Below are 18,143 nucleotides of genomic sequence, written 5' to 3'. Positions count from 1 at the left end.
TGGTTAATTATGGAAGAAACTGTCTTTTTTAATTTAGGAAATGCCCTTGCTTCAAAAAGAGATCAAAAAGAATTAATTAAAGAAGCCCAAATTGCGAAAGATACTCGAAAGATTCCAGGAAAACTGATTATCGTTGAAGATGAAGAAAATGGTACCCATATTTTATTTGAATTAGCTGATCAAACAGAACCGTCTGCTGAAACAAAAGAATTCAAAGTGAAAAAAGTAATCGATTAATATAAAAGCAACGAATTTTTCTAAATTTGTAGTGCGCCCCCAAAGTTAGACCAAAAAATCTAACTTTGGAGGCGTATTTAAATTGGCAAAATACGATTATGCATTCAAGAAAAAAGTAGTAGAAGCTTATCAAAATGGCGCAGGAGGTTATCGAACACTTGCGAATCAATTTGATATTGCTTCACTTTCGACTGTTCGTAAATGGGTTAAAACAGTCGAAAAATTTGGATTTAACGCACTTCATCGAAGAGTAAATTACCAACATTACTCTTCCAAATTCAAGCGGGATGTCATACACTATTATTTAACGAGTGGTGACTCTTATCTGACTGTCGCATTGAAATATGGTCTGCCAAACGATACCTTAGTCCTGGCTTGGCACCAGAAATTTCTAGAAACAGGCATAGAAGGGCTTTCACCAAAACAGAAAGGAAGACCTTCTATGTCAAAGAAAAAGAAACCCGTTCAGGTGAAAAAAACACGAACACGTGAACAAGAATTAGAACATGAAAATGAACTATTGCGAGCGGAACTAGCCTTCATAAAAAAGCTCCGCGCTTTAGGAATGAATATCCCGGAACGACTCAAGAACGAGATGCCCGAATCATCCACGAACTCCGAAAAAAATTCCGATTAACAATCTTACTGGAAGCAACCAAATTTCCTAAAGCGACGTATATGTATTGGCAAAAGCGATTTGAGCGAAAAAATCCCAATCAAAAATTAGAAGCCCTGATTAAGAAAATTTTTGACGAAAACAAAGGAAACTATGGCTATCGCCGTATTCAATTAGCTTTAAAAGAACAAGGATTGAACGTAAACCAGAAAAAAATTCGTCGTCTTATGCGTAAACTTGGCCTAAAAGGGACAAAATTTATTCGTAAATCAAGAAAATATAATTCCTACAAAGGAACCGTTGGCTATGGCGAAAAAAACCGTCTACATCGTCGTTTCTACACTTCAGTACCCCATCAAAAGCTAACAACAGATACCTCTGAATTTAAGTATTATGAACGTGATCAAAGTGGAAAGATTCAAATAAAAAAACTCTATTTGGATCCTTTTCTTGATTTATTTAATGGTGAAATCTTGTCTTACCGTATTTCTAAACAGCCGAATGCCAAAGCAATTCTTGAGGCACAAAAAGAAGCCATTGATAAAACGCAAGATTGTCCATATCGGCGCACTTTTCATTCTGACCAAGGTTGGGGGTACCAAATGAAGCAGTACAAAAAGCAATTAACCAGTCACCAGATCTTTCAAAGTATGTCTCGAAAAGGCAATTGTTTTGATAATTCTCCTATGGAGAATTTCTTTGGTTTACTAAAACAAGAAACCTACCATGGCATTATTTATTCTAGTTTCGAAGAACTAGAACAAGCAATTGAGGAATGGATTGATTATTATAATCATCAACGAATAAAGACAAAACTAGGGTGCAGTCCCGTTCAATTCCGTAAACGGTTCGTCGCATAAAAATACCGACCAGATTTCTCCAGTCGGTATTCGGTCTAACTTTCGGGTCTCACTACAATTCGTTGCTTTTTTATATTTTTTTACACAAATGATACAAAAAGAATATCAAAATCAAATAAATGATTAGTATACTTGAAGAAACAAATAGGAAGCAAAGCAAACGTTTTGAGGTGTTCTTTCATGGAAAATCGAGGAATTTTATTTGATAAAGATGGTACGTGTATTCGTTTTGACACTCTTTGGCAAGCAGGTTTGAAAGCTTGTTTTGAAACACTAAGTATGTTAGCCCCTCATCATTCAGCAGAAATAAAAAAGATATTAGCTATTCAGGAGCAACGTTTTTTGCAAAAACATTTACTTGATGAAGTCCTTTATCAGGAACTGTATCAGGAATTGGCGCAATTTGAGGAATTAGTCGAACAGGGAATCAGCAGTCGATGGCTGGAGCAATTTTTTTATGATTATTTACGAAAAAATCTGAAAAAGATTGAACCAATTGGCGATTTAAAACAGTTATTTCTTGAGCTGAAACGGAAGAACTATAAAATTGGATTAGCAACTTCAGATACTTTGCCAGCGACTATGTTGATTATGGAATATCTTGGTTTAACAGAAATGTTTGATTTTATTGCGACAGGAGATCGTTACTTACCGAAACCAGATGCGGACATGCTCCAAGCCTTTTGTCAGTCATGTCAATTGAAGCCGACAGAAGTAATTATGGTGGGGGATTCGCTCGTGGATGTTTTCATGGGAACTTGTCATGGCAAAGCAGGAATTGGTGTTTTAACAGGCAACTGCCAGTCAACTGATTTTGAAAAGTTTGAAGTAGCTTATTTTCGTGATATCCATGAAATACCTTATCAAGAATTATGGGAAAATACCAAGAAGAAAAAAATCCTGAAAAGATGACGAGTCTTTTCAGGATTTTTTTTATTAATCTAATTGAAGCAATTGCCGTTTCTTTTGTTGAAATTCTTCTTCTGTTAGAATTCCTTCATCAACTAACAGTTTTAAATTTCTTAACTCAGCCATTACGTCTTCAATAGCGCTAGATGAGTTTTTTTGTGAATCAAATAGCTTTGCTTCAATCGGTTGGTTTTTATCACTCTTTATAGGAGTTGGTATTTCTTTTTCTTTTATTCGACGAACAATAGTGTCTAATGATGAAAGGGCTCGTTCGGCGTTGAAACGGGCTCTATCGATCGCTAATTGACGATCAAATTCAGTAGTTTGCTCACTAAGTGTCTTTAAAAAGGAAATAGTGATGGTTGGACGTTGCAAATCATCTAGATTAATCAAAATATAGACACTACTAACGCGATCATAAGGTACGTTTTCTTCTGTGAAATGGGTATTTTTTTTCTCTAAAATTTTGTAATCAGCGATAATGCTTACGGGCAAAATTTTTGATGAACCAACCAGTCGGAATTTTTTTTCAGGTTCATCGAATTCAATCGAGCCAGCAATAGTTGTTGTAGGGTTGAACAGCCGGTTGTCTTCTTGGACATTTCTTAAATCCGTCAATGTCCAAGTTTGGGTATATCCTTGTCCCTGGACACCGAGTTGACCTGCACATTTCTTACAGATTTGGTAATTATCTGAAGTTAAATATTTTCCTTTATTATCCTGACAAAGAGCACATAGATTTCCATAAACTTCAGCATTTTTTTCATTTGCTTTTGCGATTTCAGACTGCTTGTTTATTAACTCTTGTATTTGTTGTAAATCAGCTAAACTTTTTTTATCAACGGACCAAGTGGATACTTTAAGTTTTTTTAAACAGCTTTTTCCTACGCGATAAAAATCACTCGTAAAGTACTTACCAGTTTCCTCTTCGCAAAGATAACATAAATTTCCCTTTGCTTGCATTGCTTGATCTTTTTTTATAATCTCTTCTTGACGTTTTATAATACTTTCCATTGTTCGATCTTTAATTTCTTTCGGTTTTAATTCTAAATGTTCTGCACAATGTTTACAGATACTGTGATTATCAAAGGTGATGATTTTACCAGGATTAAGATCACACAATTCGCACATACTTTTCATGGGATGACTCCTTTTTGTTAAGATAAATTAATTTTACCATTCAGAAAACATAGTAACAAGAATCCACGGTAAATAAAAAGCCCAAATTGGGCTTTAATGGAAGGGGATGTCATTCAAAATTTAGTTTAAATTTTGAATAGCGTATTCTGCTTCTTCAGGAGTAAATTTTTCACCATATTCAGATGTTAATTGATCACGAATTGCATCTGGTGACATATCCATATTTTCTTGATAATCTTTCGCTTTTTTCAAAGCATTGGCATTCCAATCGGCTTCTAAATGATCGATTGCGTATTGTCCAGCTTCAGGAGTGAATTTCTCACCATATTCAGATGTCAGCTGATCATAAATACCTGCTTTTGACATAGACATAATTTTTGCATATGATTGCGCTTTTTTTAATGCTGATTTGTATTCTCTTGGTACATCAGGAGCCGCTTCTTCAGAAGGTTTTGTTTCTGGTGTTTCTGCTTTCTTTTTATCTGCTTCGGATGCTGCTTCAGACATTTTTTCTTTTACTTTAGAGACGAAAGAATTTTCTTTACTTTGTGATGTTTTGATTTCTTTCGTAGAGGTTGAAGTTTTCACTTCTTTACTACTTGAAGAGGAGCTATTTTTAGTCGATTGACTCGTTTCTTTTGTAGGTGAAGAAGTAGCTTTTTTCTCTTCTTTTCCCATGCCACTGCCCCCAATGGCTAAAACTACAACTACAACAACCCAGAACCAAACTTTTTTATAAAACGGTTTTTTTATAGATGAATTACCAGATATGTTTTTTTTCATTCACTAACTCTCTCTTTCTTGTTATTTTTTGTAGCGCTTACTAAAAAGACAATCCCCAAAATGATAGTAAGTCTATTCATGAAAATAAGTATACCGCCATGTGTAAAAATAACACACCACAGTATACTTATTTTATCATTATTCCATAAAAATAACACCATTATTTTTATGAAATAATTAAAAAAGATAAAAAATCTAAAAACTTCGACCGCCGCCACCGAATGTACCGCCGCCAGTTGAGTGGGTGGTGCTACCACCACCACCGCCCATTCCGCCACTGCCGCCATTGTTTTTAGGAATACGACGCGTAGTGATGAAAGAGTTGGTTAACTGATCTGTGCGGGAGGTTAAGTTTAAAGTTGTTTTTTCCCTAAAGGGATATTGATAACTTGAAAATTTTAATTGATATTTAGAAATATTAATGCCTAAGAAGACCAAACTGAGTATCAGAGCAGCAGCAAAAGCAATTACCATTTCCAACGGGGTAATGGCTTTATAACGGGTGATTTTCCCTGTTTCGCTGTCCACACGATAGTGACCCCCAGGAACCCCTTTATTAACAAATGCTTGAGTTTCCTGAACAAAGGTTTGAGCAGCCGCAAAATAATTTCCTTGACTCATCCCATCCATTACTTTATCTAAGGTATCATCAATTCGTGCATCTGTCATATAATCAATCATGTTTCCAGAAGTAGAGATGTAGATTTTCCGTAAGTCCATATCAATGAGAAAAAGAATCGCATTTTGGTCCTTGCCAACTTTATTTAAAAGATAATGATCTGCATATTCTTGTTCATCGCCATAGGTATTATTATTTGTGGTCACAATAAAGACAGAGGCTTTTGTTTTTTCTTCTAAAGGTTGTATCTCTTGCTTTAGTTGGTTGATTTGATCAGGTGTCAGTAATTGTGCACCATCATCAATTGAATTTTCAGCCGCCGAAACGGGTAGGGCAAGGCCAAAGGTAAGAAGTATTAGGAAAAAAATAGGTAAAAGTCGTTTTTTCATAGGAAATAACCTCCTAATAAAAAGAGTGCTAAGAGTCCAGCGAAAATGCCTAACGTTGCTAGACCTAAACGAGTGTAACTAATTGGAAGTACACCGCTTACTTTACCTGTTTGTCCATTCATGGCATAATAATAAACTTTTTTTGATTGTTCCTGACTGCGATAGGTGACTAACCAAATTGGCAAAAGCATATAGTGATTATTTTCTTGGTTTAGAGAAATATCCGTGCGAACATTTGTCAACGTAGTATAACCAGAAGCAGAGTCCCGTAACAATGATTCCGAATAATCTTGTAATTCTTGTTGGACGTGTTTTTTGATTGCTTCATATTCAATATCGCGTTTTTCTGCTTGAAAACCTGCTAGGTATTGGCTTTTGAAAGGCACCGCTTGATCAATTAAAAATGGTTGAACGCCTTCCACCATTTTTTGTTGGACGTTTTTTGACAAGGCATTTTTAACTAATTCTTTAAACGATAATTTTCCTGAACGTCCCACATTGAAACGTTTTGTTTCGGTGTATTCAATATCACCTACGCGCCAAATGCGAATACTTGTGCCAGTAGCTTGCAGTTGTCCGTCGACTTCTGCATCAACGACCCAATAGGGGAAGTAAACCCCAGTTAATTTATCGATTTGATTTTTGCTGAAAAAATCTCGAGGAATGAACCATTTTTTCTTGGTCCAAGCGAGAAATTTTTCAATCGCTTCGTCTTTTTCAATTGTAAAGGGTAAGACGTTTTCTGGTAAAAATTCGCCACTTAATCGACCAGCCAAGACAACTGGATTATGGCAATAATAACAGTATGTGGCTGCCGTTGTTGCATCGGTGACAATTTGAGCGCCACAGCTTGGACAATTAAAAATTTCCATTGTGCCTGCATTTGCAGTTGTCTCATTCTCAGTAGTCTCTGTTTGTTGCGTAGCGGAGGATTCTTCTTCTGCTGTGAAAGTCAAATTTTCCTCGGCAGTCGTTGTTGAGGGATTCTCTAAATGCGCCTCATGTTGCTGTTGCTCATAACGAGTCACTTCTTCTTCCGTGTAAATATTTAAACAATATTCACAATGAAATTTTTGATCTTTGGGATTAAATAAGAGCGGGCCGCCACAGTTGGGGCATTTATGGGTAAATGTTGTTTCCATTGCAACCGTCCTTTCTAATAGAGTGAGTAAATAACAGGAATCTGATTCAAAGAAAAAGGGTAGACTTGTGCCTGACCCTTTTCTTTAATTGTTCACTACTTGCTTATAAAGGAACCCCTTGGAATGGTTTACCACAATGTGGACAGAACTTAGGAATACCATTACTTAAGTCAACAATTTCGCTACATTCACTACATTTCATTTCTAATTTTGGTTTTTCGTTTGTTGGTTTTGGTGTACCACAGTTTGAACAAAACTTCCCAGTGTTTTCAGTCCCACATTGTGGGCAAGTCCAAGTGTCTGTAGCCCCTTGTGCATTTTGCTGGTTTTGTTTTTCTTGCATTTGTTGTTGGTTTGTTTGAGATGCTTGCGCAAAGTAGTTGCCATTCGCATTCATGCCCATACCAACGCCCATAAAGCCGCTCATTGCGCCACCTTCATTTTTACCAGCAGCCTCCATACCACGAGCCAAGGAACCTTGAACATAGCCTTCGCGAACACCTGGATCGCTGAGCATAGCACCTTCATTTCGCATGTTGATTAATTTTGTTGAATCATCTGTATAAGAAATGCTCGCAACTGCTACAGAAGCAATTTCCATGCCGCGATTGGTGCGCCAATCCTCGTCAAGCGCAGTTTGCATATATTTGCTTAATTCGACACTTTTTGAGGGAACATAAGAAATACGTTGCCCATCAGCAGACATTTGATTGATTGCTGCTTGCAATGCTGTAATGAACTCTGCCAAATATTGTTCATTAATATCATTAATATCTACTTGCGTTTGGTTTTTAGGAATCGCATTAGTATAAAATAGCAAAGGATCTGTAATTTTAATTGAGTAATTTCCGTGTGCACGTAAGAAAAGTTCGGCATTATAAAAATTATCAAAATAGTTTAATGGCGCAGGTGTTCCAAATTTAATGCCCTTAATTTCTTGCAAATTAATATAAAAAACTTGTTGTTTTTGTGGAGTTACGCCACCAAATTTGAAACGACTGAAGGTCTCTGCAATCGCATCTTTTAAAGAACCGTTAAACATTGAAGGCGCAGAATCATTTTTGACTGTATAATAGCCTTCTTCAGCAGTGTAATCGATGATTTTGCCACCATCGACAAGAAGCATCATCATGTTGGGATAGACATGTACAACAGATCCATCTGTTAAAACATCGTCCGTTCCTTTACGATTAGAACCACGTTTATCATCTTTACGTACAAAAACACCTTTTGTCATGACGGTTGTGTCCCCCATATTATCAGGTTCAATAACCTCTAGCCATTGATCGGCCAAGCCACCGCCAACTGAACTTGTTGCTGCTTTAATAAGTCCCATGTTCATTCCTCCTAATAAAAAACTAATTGTTACAGCTAGTATACCACACAATGAATGCAGAGAAATCCAACGAAAGCCTGATGAAATGGAAAAAATTGATCAAACTTTATTAAGAAATTAAAAAAAGTATAGGTGAAACACAAGCATTTTAAAAAAAGTTACGTATAATAGAAGAAAAGACATATTATATAGTTAGGGGATTATTGAATGGAACGAAGCAATCGTAATAAAAAATCTTCAAAAAAACCACTTATTCTTGGTGTTTCTGCCTTGGTTCTAATCGCTGCTGCCGGTGGCGGGTATTATGCTTATAGTCAATGGCAAGCCAAACAAGAATTAGCCGAAGCGAAGAAAACAGCTACTACATTTTTAAACGTATTGTCAAAACAGGAATTTGATAAGTTACCGTCCGTTGTTCAAGAAGCTAGCTTAAAGAAAAATGGCTATGATACTAAATCTGTTGTTGAAAAATACCAAGCAATTTATTCAGGGATTCAAGCAGAAGGAGTCAAAGCTAGTGATGTTCAAGTCAAAAAGGCGAAAGACAATCAATACACATTTACCTATAAATTATCGATGAGCACTCCTTTAGGCGAAATGAAAGATTTGTCTTATCAATCAAGTATCGCCAAGAAAGGCGATACCTACCAAATCGCTTGGAAGCCGTCTTTAATTTTTCCAGATATGTCAGGAAATGATAAAATTTCGATTCAAGTAGATAATGCCAAACGTGGAGAAATTGTCGATCGTAATGGTAGTGGGCTAGCAATTAACAAAGTGTTTGACGAAGTGGGCGTAGTGCCTGGCAAACTTGGTTCTGGCGCAGAAAAAACAGCCAATATCAAAGCTTTTAGTGATAAGTTCGGCGTTTCTGTTGATGAAATCAATCAAAAGTTAAGCCAAGGATGGGTCCAAGCAGACTCCTTTGTACCAATCACAGTTGCTTCTGAACCAGTGACAGAATTACCAACAGGGGCTGCGACAAAAGACACAGAGTCACGTTATTATCCGCTGGGGGAAGCAGCTGCGCAATTAATCGGGTATACGGGCACCATTACTGCAGAAGATATTGAAAAAAATCCAGAGTTAAGTAGTACGGGCGTAATTGGTAAAACTGGCTTAGAACGAGCGTTTGATAAAGAATTAAGAGGGCAAGATGGTGGCTCACTAGTTATTTTAGATGACAAAGAGAATGTCAAAAAAGCTTTACAAACCAAAGAGAAAAAAGATGGTCAAACGATTAAATTAACGATTGACAGTGGCGTACAACAACAAGCCTTCGCTATATTTGACAAACGCCCTGGTAGTGCGGTCATTACCGATCCTCAAAAAGGCGATTTATTAGCAACGGTTAGTTCACCTTCGTATGATCCTAATAAAATGGCCAATGGCATTTCTCAAAAAGAATATGATGCTTACAATAACAACAAAGATTTACCATTCACAGCACGTTTTGCGACAGGCTATGCACCAGGCTCTACCTTTAAAACAATTACCGGTGCCATTGGTTTAGATGCAGGGACATTGAAGCCAGATGAAGAGCTAGAAATTAATGGTTTGAAATGGCAAAAAGATAAATCTTGGGGCGGCTATTTTGCGACACGTGTAAAAGAAGCAAGTCCAGTCAATCTGCGTACCGCTTTAGTTAATTCAGATAATATTTATTTTGCCCAACAAACATTACGGATGGGAGAAGACAAATTTAGAGCGGGTCTTAATAAATTCATTTTCGGTGAGGAACTAGATTTACCAATTGCCATGACGCCTGCTCAAATTTCAAATGAAGATAAATTTAATTCTGAAATTCTTTTAGCAGATACGGGCTACGGTCAAGGCCAATTGTTAATTTCGCCAATCCAGCAAGCTACCATGTATAGTGTTTTCCAAAATAATGGAACATTAGTCTATCCAAAATTAGTTTTAGACAAAGAAACAAAGAAAAAAGACAATGTAATCAGCGCCAACGCAGCGAATACAATTGCCACAGATCTTTTAGGTAGTGTGGAAGATCCTTCAGGTTATGTTTATAATATGTACAATCCGAACTTCTCATTGGCTGCTAAAACAGGAACAGCTGAAATAAAAGATAAACAAGATACAGATGGCAAAGAAAACAGTTTCCTTCTAACGTTAGATCGTAGTAACAATAAATTCTTAACAATGATTATGGTTGAAAATTCAGGAGAAAATGGTTCTGCAACAGATATCAGTAAACCATTAATTGATTACTTAGAAGCAACCATTAAATAAAAAGAGAAAATGAACGAAACGAGGTTTCTGTAAAAAGAAACCTCGTTTTCCCTTTTTAGAAAAAGGAAAGTGTGCTACAATGAAGCGACTAAATTGTAGAAGGAAAGGGATTCGTGTGCGAATTTTAGCAATAGATACATCTAACCAAACATTGAGTATTGCTGTGTGTGAAAATCAAAAAATTCTGGGAAGTTATACAGCAACGGTTAAAAGAAATCATAGCTTAACATTAATGCCAGCAATTGACTATTTGATGAGTCAATTGAACTTGGCGCCAACGGCAATTGATCGTTTTGTCGTAGCAGAAGGACCTGGATCATACACTGGCTTACGTTTAGGCGTGACGACTGCCAAAACATTGGCCTATACTTTAAAGAAAGAGCTAGTAGGTATTTCCAGTCTACAAACGTTAGCTGCCAATTGTGTTGGACAAACTGGTTTAATTGTGCCTCTTTTTGATGCGCGTCGTAAAAACGTCTATGCTGGTGCTTATCGGTTTGTCAATGGCGTGTGGCAAAATGAGTTACCGGACCAACATATTTCCCTGCGGGAGTTATTAGAACAACTAAAAAATGAACCAAATCTTTTTTTTGTTGGTGAAGATGTTGAAAAATTCACTGAAGAAATAGCTCAAATCATTCCTCATGGAGAAATTTGTGATGTTCCACAATGGCAAATTCCTAATGCCGCAGTTTTGGCTGCGTTAGGTAGTGTGGCTGAACCTGTTGAAAATGTTCATGGGTTCTTACCTGCGTATTTGAAAAAAGTAGAAGCGGAAGAAAATTGGTTGAAGACACACACGCCTAATGGAGAAAGCTATGTGGAAAAACTTTAATTTTGTGACAAAATACTTTACAAAAAGACGGCAACGGTATATAACTAAAACCATTGCAATGAACCAGCAAGAATTTCAATTGCGTGAAATCACCTACCAAGATATTAAGGATTTACTAGCAATTGAACGTGAAGTTTACGCTGGAGAACTTCCTTGGACGATGTCTGCTTTCATGGCAGAACTTGGCTCAAAAGCGCCGCATCTCTATTTGTTAGCGGCAATTAACGGAAAAACAGTTGGCTTTATTGGTTGTCGGATTCAAGGAACGGATGCACACATTACGAATGTCGCTGTCCATACAGCATACCAAGGCTTAGGTTTAGGTCGTTCTTTAATAGAAGAAACGCGAATTTTTGCCAAGAAAAATCGTTGTGAAACCTTATCGCTAGAAGTACGAATGAGTAATGTTAAAGCCCAACGTTTGTATCGAAAAATTGGCTTTGCCTCACAAACGGTGAAAAAAGGCTATTATGACGAAAATAATGAAGACGCACTAGAAATGATAATTGATTTAAAAGAAGAGTGAAGAAAAAATGTTAGTAACAAAAAAAGAAATATCTGTAGCAAATATTGGTGAAGAATTATGGCGTTTCAGTAATTCTTCTTATACAACTGGCTCCCCTTGGACAGAAACACAATTCGCGGAAGATTTTGCTCAGGAAAATAGCGAATATCTTTTTTTAGTTGAAAATGGCCAGTGGTTAGGCTATATTGCCTATCATTTTATTTTAGATGAAGCAGAAATTAGTCACGTTGTTGTGAATGGTCAGAGACAACACCAAGGAATTGGTTGTCAATTAATGAAAGCTTTTAAAGAATATGTTAAAAGTCGTGACATTACACAAATTTTCTTAGAGGTCAGAGAATCGAATACATTAGCTCAAAAACTTTATGAGAAAACAGGATTTCGGAAAGTAGCTGTTCGAAAAAATTATTATAAAGAACCGCAAGAAAATGCCTTTGTAATGTGTGCGAAATTAAGGAAGGAAGCCCAATGACAATTTTTACAAAAGAACGTAAATTATTATTAGCTGTGGAAAGTAGCTGTGATGAAACAAGTGTGGCTGTCATTGAAGATGGCGACAAAATTCTTTCCAATATCGTAGCTTCGCAAATTAAGAGCCATCAACGTTTTGGTGGAGTCGTTCCGGAAGTTGCGAGTCGTCATCATGTTGAACAAGTGACGATCTGTATTGAAGAAGCATTAACAGAAGCAAAAGTCACACCAGAAGAGCTTAGTGGTGTTGCTGTGACCTATGGGCCTGGGTTAGTCGGTGCTTTATTAATAGGACTTTCTGCAGCAAAAGCATTTGCTTGGGCGCACCAATTACCACTTATTCCGGTCAATCATATGGCTGGACACATTTATGCTGCCCGTTTTGTGGCACCGCTCGAATTTCCATTGATGGCCTTACTCGTTAGTGGAGGACATACGGAATTGGTCTACATGAAAGAAGATGGCTCTTTCGAAATTGTTGGTGAAACACGCGATGATGCAGCTGGTGAAGCGTATGATAAAGTCGGACGGGTGTTAGGGTTGCCTTATCCTAGTGGCAAAGAGATTGATGCTTTGGCCCATGAAGGCACAGATACCTATCAATTTCCACGGGCGATGCTAAAAGAGGATAACTATGACTTTAGCTTTAGTGGTTTGAAAAGTGCGTTTATTAACACGGTTCATAATGCAGAGCAACGTGGTGAAGCACTGTCTACAAAGGATTTAGCCGCAAGTTTTCAGGCGAGTGTGGTAGAAGTATTAGTGACTAAAACCATTCGTGCTTGTCAAGAATATCCTGTTAAGCAATTGCTAATCGCTGGGGGCGTTGCTGCGAATCAAGGATTACGAGAAGCAATGAGACATGCAATCAGTGAACAATTACCAGAAGTGACATTACTTATTCCGCCATTAAAACTTTGTGGGGATAACGCGGCGATGATTGGCGCTGCCGCCTTTATCGAAGCTGAAAAGAATCACTTTGCTTCGTATAACTTAAATGCAGAACCTGGCGTTAGTTTTATGACAATTAGTGAAGAAGGCTAGCCAGCTAGACAAAAATTTGCTATAATGAAGCCAGTTTAACAATGACATTCGATGATAAAGAGAGTACTTATTTCAACGTCAGCTTAGCGATCTTGGGAAGGTGGGAGCCAAGAGTGATCGGAATGAGGAAGCGCACTTTTAGAATTCTGCTGAAAGCAGACGGCAATCACCGTTATCGATGAAGCAGGTCTATCCAAGTAGTATAGACAATTAGAGTGGTACCGCGGGTAAATTCTCGTCTCTGACAAAACAAATCATTTTGTTTTGTCAGAGACGTTTTTGTTTTTTATACTTACAAATTAATCAGGAGGGTTCTTATGAACAACAAAGAAATCGTAGCAAAAGCGTTACATGATGTTTTAAATGAAGAATTAACGATGGATCAAATCGAACAATTATTGGAAAATCCTAAATCTGTTGATCATGGAGATGTTGCTTTTCCAGCCTTTTCATTAGCTAAGATTTATCGTAAAGCACCACAACAAATTGCAGCAGAATTAGCAGAAAAAATTGATGGCACAAATTTTGAAAAAATTGAAGTGGTGGGACCTTATTTAAACTTCTTCATGAATAAAGAAGCAGTCAGTCAAGCTGTTATTGGCGAAGTAGTCAAAGAAAAAAACAACTACGGAAACAGTACCTTTGGTAATAATGGCAATGTTCCTATTGATATGTCTTCACCAAACATTGCTAAACCAATTTCTATGGGGCACTTACGTTCTACGGTAATCGGGAATTCAATTGCCTTTATTTTAGAAAAAATTGGGTATCAGCCAATTCGGATTAACCACTTAGGTGACTGGGGTACACAGTTTGGTAAGTTAATTGTAGCTTATAAAAAATGGGGTTCTGAAGAAGCAGTCCGCCAACAACCAATTAATGAATTATTGCGCTTATATGTGCAATTTCATGAAGAAGCAGAAGAAAAACCAGAATTAGAAGACGAAGCACGTGCCTGGTTTAAAAAATTAGAAGAAGGAGACCAAGAAGCTAATGAATTATGGAAATGGTTCCGTAGCGAGTCTCTAAAAGAATTTGATAAAATCTATTCCATGTTAGAAGTTGAATTTGATTCATACAATGGCGAAGCCTTTTATAATGATAAAATGGATGAAATTGTTACTTTATTAGAAGAAAAACATTTATTAACAGAAAATCAAGGTGCAGAAATTGTTGATTTGACAGAATATAATTTAAATCCAGCACTTATTCGTAAATCAGATGGTGCGACGTTATATATCACACGAGATTTAGCTGCTGCGCTTTACCGTAAACGGACGTATGATTTTGCCAAATCACTTTATGTAGTTGGTAACGAACAAAGCAATCACTTCAAACAATTAAAAGCAGTCTTGAAAGAACTAGGGTTTGACTGGTCAGATGATATGGAACACATTCCGTTTGGTTTAATTACTCAAGGCGGTAAAAAATTATCCACACGTAAAGGGAAAATTGTTTTATTAGAAGAAGTATTGAACGAAGCCGTTACTTTAGCAGGAAATCAAATTAACGAGAAAAACCCAGACTTAGCAAATCGTGAAGAAGTGGCGAAACAAGTAGGTGTAGGTGCAGTCATTTTCCATGACCTTAAAAATGATCGTCTAAATAATTTCGATTTTGTATTAGATGAAGTTGTTCGTTTTGAAGGCGAAACTGGCCCATATGTTCAATATACGCATGCTCGTGCGATGAGTATTTTACGTAAAGCAAACTTTACACCAGACGCTACACAACGTTATGCACTAAATGACAAGGATAGCTGGGAAGTCGTGAAGTTGTTACAAAAATTCCCTGAAACTGTGATGCAAGCTGCTGAAAAATATGAACCATCTGTTATTGCGAAACATAGCATTCATTTAGCACAAGCGTTCAATAAATATTATGCCCATGTTCGGATTTTGGATGAAGATGCTCAAAAAGAGGCACGCTTAGCGTTAGTTTATGCAGTAGCTACTGTTTTAAAAGAAGATTTACGTTTACTAGGATTACATGCACCAGAAGAAATGTAGAAGTTTTTGTGAAAATTTTACTGCGTTGAACGCTAAACTTATTAAGCAAATATTAAAGTTAAGTTACAGATTGAGAAATTCATAGTAATTAAATAGCTGGGGTGCTATACTCGAGTCAAGTTATAAAAGGATTAGAAAAGGTGGCACCCAATTATATGACAGAAAAATGGCGTGAAGACGAAGAATATCTTTCTTATGTAGAAGATTTATTAGCAACCGAAGAAGTCCAAAAATTAGCAGAATACACACAACATATGCATTCAACTCGTTTAGAACATTCAATTAGTGTTTCCTATCATAGCTATAAATTAGCAAAGCGTTGGAACGGCAATGCTCGCGCAACAGCTCGTGCTGGTTTATTACATGATTTGTTTTACTATGATTGGCGCACAACAAAGTTTGACGAAGGCTCTCATGCCTATGTTCATCCACGAATTGCAGCCAAAAATGCTGAAAAAATTACAGAGTTGTCTGATTTAGAGAGAGACATTATTATTAAACATATGTGGGGCGCAACTATTGCACCACCAAAATACAAAGAAAGTTACATTGTAACCTTTGTTGACAAATATTGTGCTGTGAAAGAAGCAGCGTTGCCGATGACGACAGCCATGAAAACTAAATGGCGTCAGTATTTTGGCCAACAGTCAATCTAATAAAAAGCTTATCCAGAAGGATAAGCTTTTTTTGTTTAACGTTGACTAAAAAGTCTAACATTCATCTATTTAAAATAAATATTAAAAGTAATTTTGTTCTGTTAATTTCTTTTGAGCATATCGATAGACTGCTTCTTGATTTTCAGTTGTCAATTGTTTGTAAACATTCATAATATTGGTCGGGACAACAAATGGCGTTTCTTCCGTTTCAGGAATACCTAAGATTTCAAGAGGTGATACATCTAAAACTTTAGATAAGGCGACAATTTTATCCCTCCCCATATTTTCAATCATTCCAGTTTCCCATTTCCTGACGGTACTTTTTCCAACACCAACAAAATTTCCAACTTGTTCTAATGTAAGATTTTTCTCCATCCGTTTTTGCTTTAAAAAATTCTCTTTCAAAAAAACCACCTCCGTAAAAACATTCTAGCACAAAAAGTGTCGCAAAAGAAACATGTTTTACTCTATACATAGAGTGATAAATAACTATTGAATCGGCATATATTGACGGTTTTTTCACAAAATGATATACTTCCAGTGTCTAATAAGACACTAAAAGGGGTGAAAAGGGGGAGTAAAATGGAATCAAATTTAATTCATTCAAAATTGAAATTAAAAGGGAAAAATGTTGAATGGTTAGCAAGTGAAATGACCGCTGCAGGTCAACCAATCTCAGCTTCAACAATTTATAAGAAATTAAAAGGAGAGGTTGTATTTAAAGCTTCAGATATTAAATTGATTTCTAAGTTGTTAGATCTGGAAAGCGAAGAAATCATGGTTATTTTTTTTAATGAGATAGTGTCTAAAAAGACACGTGGAGATTGTTACAGGTAATGAGTTATTCTTCTATTGCACTTTCCAGAGTTGCGTGGTATTATTTTTAATAGTTTAATAGCAACATGGTGATGGTGTTCACCACGAACTATTTATTGGACGAATAAATTAATGACGCCTACCAAACGGGAGAAGTGTACCCTTTGGTAGGCTTTTTCTGTACGCTAGGATTGGCGATAAGAAAATTGTAAAGGAGCATGTAAAGTGAAAAAAGAAACAAAGCAACTACTATCAATCAGCGGTTATATGGCAAAATGGTTGCTCATTACCGCAATTATTGGTTTATTTATGGGGGCGTTATCCGCCTTTTTCTTAAAGAGTCTTACCTATGTAACAGATGTTCGTTTAGCAAATCCTTGGTTACTCTTTATCCTCCCCATTAGCGGTGTCGTTTTTACGTATTTCTATACGCGTTTTGGGAAAAATGCTAGCCGAGGAAATAACTTAGTGATTGAACAAGGCAATGGCGGGGAAGAAGATATTCCCTTGCGCTTAATTCCTTTAACATTGTTTGGCACGATTACTACGCACTTATTTGGTGGTTCTGTTGGTCGTGAAGGGACGGCGGTGCAAATGGGGGGCGCAATCGCAAATGCTGTAGGAAAAGTCTTTAAACTGTCCGCTTTGGAACGACAAGTAATTATTATCAGTGGAATTAGTGCAGGTTTTAGTTCTGTTTTTGGCACACCATTAGCGGGAACGGTTTTCGGATTAGAAGTTTTGGCGATTGGAAAAGTTCGTGCAGAGGCACTTTTCCCAAGTTTTTTTGCAGGCTTATTTGCTAATTTTGTGACTGAAAGTTTTGGTGTAACACATACGCATTATCCGATGGGCAAAATTCCGACTTGGTCGGTTGATCTATTCGTAAAATTATTTTTGGCATCGATTTGTTTTGGTTTGGCAGGTTGGGTTTTTAGTCGTTCCATTGTCTTTTTAAAAAAGACCTATGCAAATTGGTTTGCTAATGTCTACCTTCGTGCGTTTCTTGGGGCGTCCATTGTCGTTCTGTTTGTGCTCGTCTTAAACAACCAACGTTATTTAGGCTTGAGTTTACCTTTACTAGAAGATGCTTTTGCAGGCAATGCGCAGCCTTTTGATTTTGTTGGGAAATTATTCTTTACGGTGTTATCCTTGGGTGCCGGATTCCAAGGAGGAGAAGTGACGCCATTGTTTGAAATTGGGGCTACGTTAGGTAGTTCTTTGGCCCCTTTGTTACATTTGTCAATTCCTTTTTTAGCAGGGTTAGGATTTATTGGTGTTTTTTCTGGCGCCACGAATACGCCGATTGCTTGTTTCATTATGGGCATTGAACTATTTGGTAGTGAAGCGGCGGTCTATTTTTTCATGGTTTGCTTAATCAGTTTTATGTGTTCTGGAAATAGTGGTATTTATGCTTCACAACAAAGTTTGTATCGCAAAGGAACAGCAGAATATCCTCTCTTTAACGCATTAAAAAATCGACGTAAATAAGATGTTTTTTTATG

18 protein-coding genes, 1 riboswitch and 1 other annotated feature are annotated in these 18,143 nt (G+C 36.9%); of the genes, 12 read left to right on the top strand and 6 right to left on the bottom strand.

The features are described 5' to 3' along the window. Positions 1-9 precede the first annotated feature (9 nt). From IGJ24_RS09860 to IGJ24_RS09850, 3 genes are all read left to right on the top strand, one after another. Positions 10-237, top strand: coding sequence for a hypothetical protein (locus tag IGJ24_RS09860; RefSeq protein ID WP_002362220.1), 228 nt, complete (start codon positions 10-12; stop codon positions 235-237). Between the two features lie 82 nt (positions 238-319). Then, a protein-coding gene (locus IGJ24_RS09855) for an IS3 family transposase (protein WP_104837045.1) occupies positions 320-1,713 on the top strand; the annotation gives its coding sequence in 2 pieces (ribosomal slippage) (positions 320-860 and positions 860-1,713; 1,395 coding nt in all). A gap of 180 nt (positions 1,714-1,893) precedes the next feature. Beyond that, entirely contained in the window at positions 1,894-2,625 is a 732-nt protein-coding gene (locus IGJ24_RS09850) for an HAD family hydrolase (protein ID WP_002411088.1), read from the top strand. A 24-nt stretch (positions 2,626-2,649) separates the two neighbouring features. Here the strand turns inward: IGJ24_RS09850 and IGJ24_RS09845 are convergent, their stop codons facing one another. From IGJ24_RS09845 to IGJ24_RS09825, 5 genes are all read right to left on the bottom strand, one after another. Continuing rightward, positions 2,650-3,762 (bottom strand): SHOCT domain-containing protein, encoded by a 1,113-nt coding sequence (locus tag IGJ24_RS09845; protein ID WP_129193714.1) that lies wholly within the window; start codon positions 3,760-3,762, stop codon positions 2,650-2,652. Positions 3,763-3,882: 120 nt separating this feature from the next. After that, complete coding sequence (locus tag IGJ24_RS09840; RefSeq protein ID WP_002382705.1) at positions 3,883-4,545, bottom strand: Ltp family lipoprotein; 663 nt, start codon at positions 4,543-4,545, stop codon at positions 3,883-3,885. Positions 4,546-4,740: 195 nt separating this feature from the next. Then, entirely contained in the window at positions 4,741-5,553 is an 813-nt protein-coding gene (locus tag IGJ24_RS09835) for a TPM domain-containing protein (RefSeq protein WP_129193713.1), read from the bottom strand. Beyond that, complete coding sequence (locus IGJ24_RS09830) at positions 5,550-6,695, bottom strand: TFIIB-type zinc ribbon-containing protein (protein ID WP_262120780.1); 1,146 nt, start codon at positions 6,693-6,695, stop codon at positions 5,550-5,552. The genes IGJ24_RS09835 and IGJ24_RS09830 overlap by 4 nt, the downstream gene beginning before the upstream one ends. Positions 6,696-6,798: 103 nt before the next feature. Then, the gene (locus tag IGJ24_RS09825; protein WP_129193711.1) at positions 6,799-8,031 is read right to left on the bottom strand and encodes an SPFH domain-containing protein; all 1,233 of its coding nucleotides are present in this window, start codon (positions 8,029-8,031) and stop codon (positions 6,799-6,801) included. 207 nt (positions 8,032-8,238) lie between these two features. Between IGJ24_RS09825 and pbp4 the strand changes: the two genes are divergently transcribed. The 7 genes from pbp4 (at position 8,239) to IGJ24_RS09790 (ending at position 15,822) form a co-directional block, all read left to right on the top strand. After that, on the top strand, positions 8,239-10,281 hold the full coding sequence (gene pbp4, locus IGJ24_RS09820) for a penicillin-binding protein PBP4(5) (RefSeq protein ID WP_002356658.1): 2,043 nt from the start codon (positions 8,239-8,241) through the stop codon (positions 10,279-10,281). Between the two features lie 115 nt (positions 10,282-10,396). Further along, entirely contained in the window at positions 10,397-11,116 is a 720-nt protein-coding gene (gene tsaB, locus IGJ24_RS09815; protein ID WP_002356660.1) for a tRNA (adenosine(37)-N6)-threonylcarbamoyltransferase complex dimerization subunit type 1 TsaB, read from the top strand. Then, positions 11,088-11,642 (top strand): ribosomal protein S18-alanine N-acetyltransferase, encoded by a 555-nt coding sequence (rimI, locus tag IGJ24_RS09810; RefSeq protein ID WP_002384199.1) that lies wholly within the window; start codon positions 11,088-11,090, stop codon positions 11,640-11,642. Before tsaB ends, rimI (IGJ24_RS09810) begins: the two co-directional genes overlap by 29 nt. Before the next feature lie 7 nt (positions 11,643-11,649). Continuing rightward, positions 11,650-12,114 carry a ribosomal protein S18-alanine N-acetyltransferase gene (rimI, locus tag IGJ24_RS09805; RefSeq protein WP_002384200.1) on the top strand — a complete coding sequence of 155 codons (465 nt, stop codon included), beginning with the start codon at positions 11,650-11,652 and terminating at the stop codon, positions 12,112-12,114. Then, positions 12,111-13,157, top strand: coding sequence for a tRNA (adenosine(37)-N6)-threonylcarbamoyltransferase complex transferase subunit TsaD (gene tsaD / locus IGJ24_RS09800; RefSeq protein WP_002388334.1), 1,047 nt, complete (start codon positions 12,111-12,113; stop codon positions 13,155-13,157). Before rimI (IGJ24_RS09805) ends, tsaD begins: the two co-directional genes overlap by 4 nt. A 42-nt stretch (positions 13,158-13,199) precedes the next feature. After that, positions 13,200-13,403, top strand: a binding site (T-box leader). A 71-nt stretch (positions 13,404-13,474) separates the two neighbouring features. Then, positions 13,475-15,166: an arginine--tRNA ligase gene (gene argS / locus IGJ24_RS09795; RefSeq protein ID WP_002370456.1), complete on the top strand. Its 1,692-nt coding sequence runs from the start codon at positions 13,475-13,477 to the stop codon at positions 15,164-15,166. Positions 15,167-15,321: 155 nt separating this feature from the next. Further along, a complete protein-coding gene (locus IGJ24_RS09790; RefSeq protein ID WP_002356666.1) occupies positions 15,322-15,822 on the top strand; it encodes an HD domain-containing protein in 501 nt (166 codons plus the stop codon). 81 nt (positions 15,823-15,903) lie between these two features. On the opposite strand, the gene IGJ24_RS09785 is transcribed toward IGJ24_RS09790, so the two are convergent. Next, a complete protein-coding gene (locus tag IGJ24_RS09785) occupies positions 15,904-16,236 on the bottom strand; it encodes a helix-turn-helix domain-containing protein (protein WP_002408770.1) in 333 nt (110 codons plus the stop codon). A gap of 93 nt (positions 16,237-16,329) precedes the next feature. Between IGJ24_RS09785 and IGJ24_RS09780 the strand changes: the two genes are divergently transcribed. Further along, positions 16,330-16,659 carry a hypothetical protein gene (locus tag IGJ24_RS09780; protein ID WP_164980786.1) on the top strand — a complete coding sequence of 110 codons (330 nt, stop codon included), beginning with the start codon at positions 16,330-16,332 and terminating at the stop codon, positions 16,657-16,659. A 58-nt stretch (positions 16,660-16,717) separates the two neighbouring features. Continuing rightward, a riboswitch (Fluoride riboswitch) is annotated at positions 16,718-16,787 on the top strand. Between the two features lie 76 nt (positions 16,788-16,863). Continuing rightward, the gene (locus IGJ24_RS09775; RefSeq protein WP_129193708.1) at positions 16,864-18,129 is read left to right on the top strand and encodes a voltage-gated chloride channel family protein; all 1,266 of its coding nucleotides are present in this window, start codon (positions 16,864-16,866) and stop codon (positions 18,127-18,129) included. The last annotated feature ends 14 nt before the right edge of the window (positions 18,130-18,143 follow it).

It is taken from the genome of Enterococcus sp. DIV0546, from assembly GCF_051712785.1.
GTDB lineage: Bacteria > Bacillota > Bacilli > Lactobacillales > Enterococcaceae > Enterococcus > Enterococcus faecalis.
Note: the sequence above shows the minus strand (reverse complement) of the source record. Positions and strands in the feature narration are given on the sequence as shown.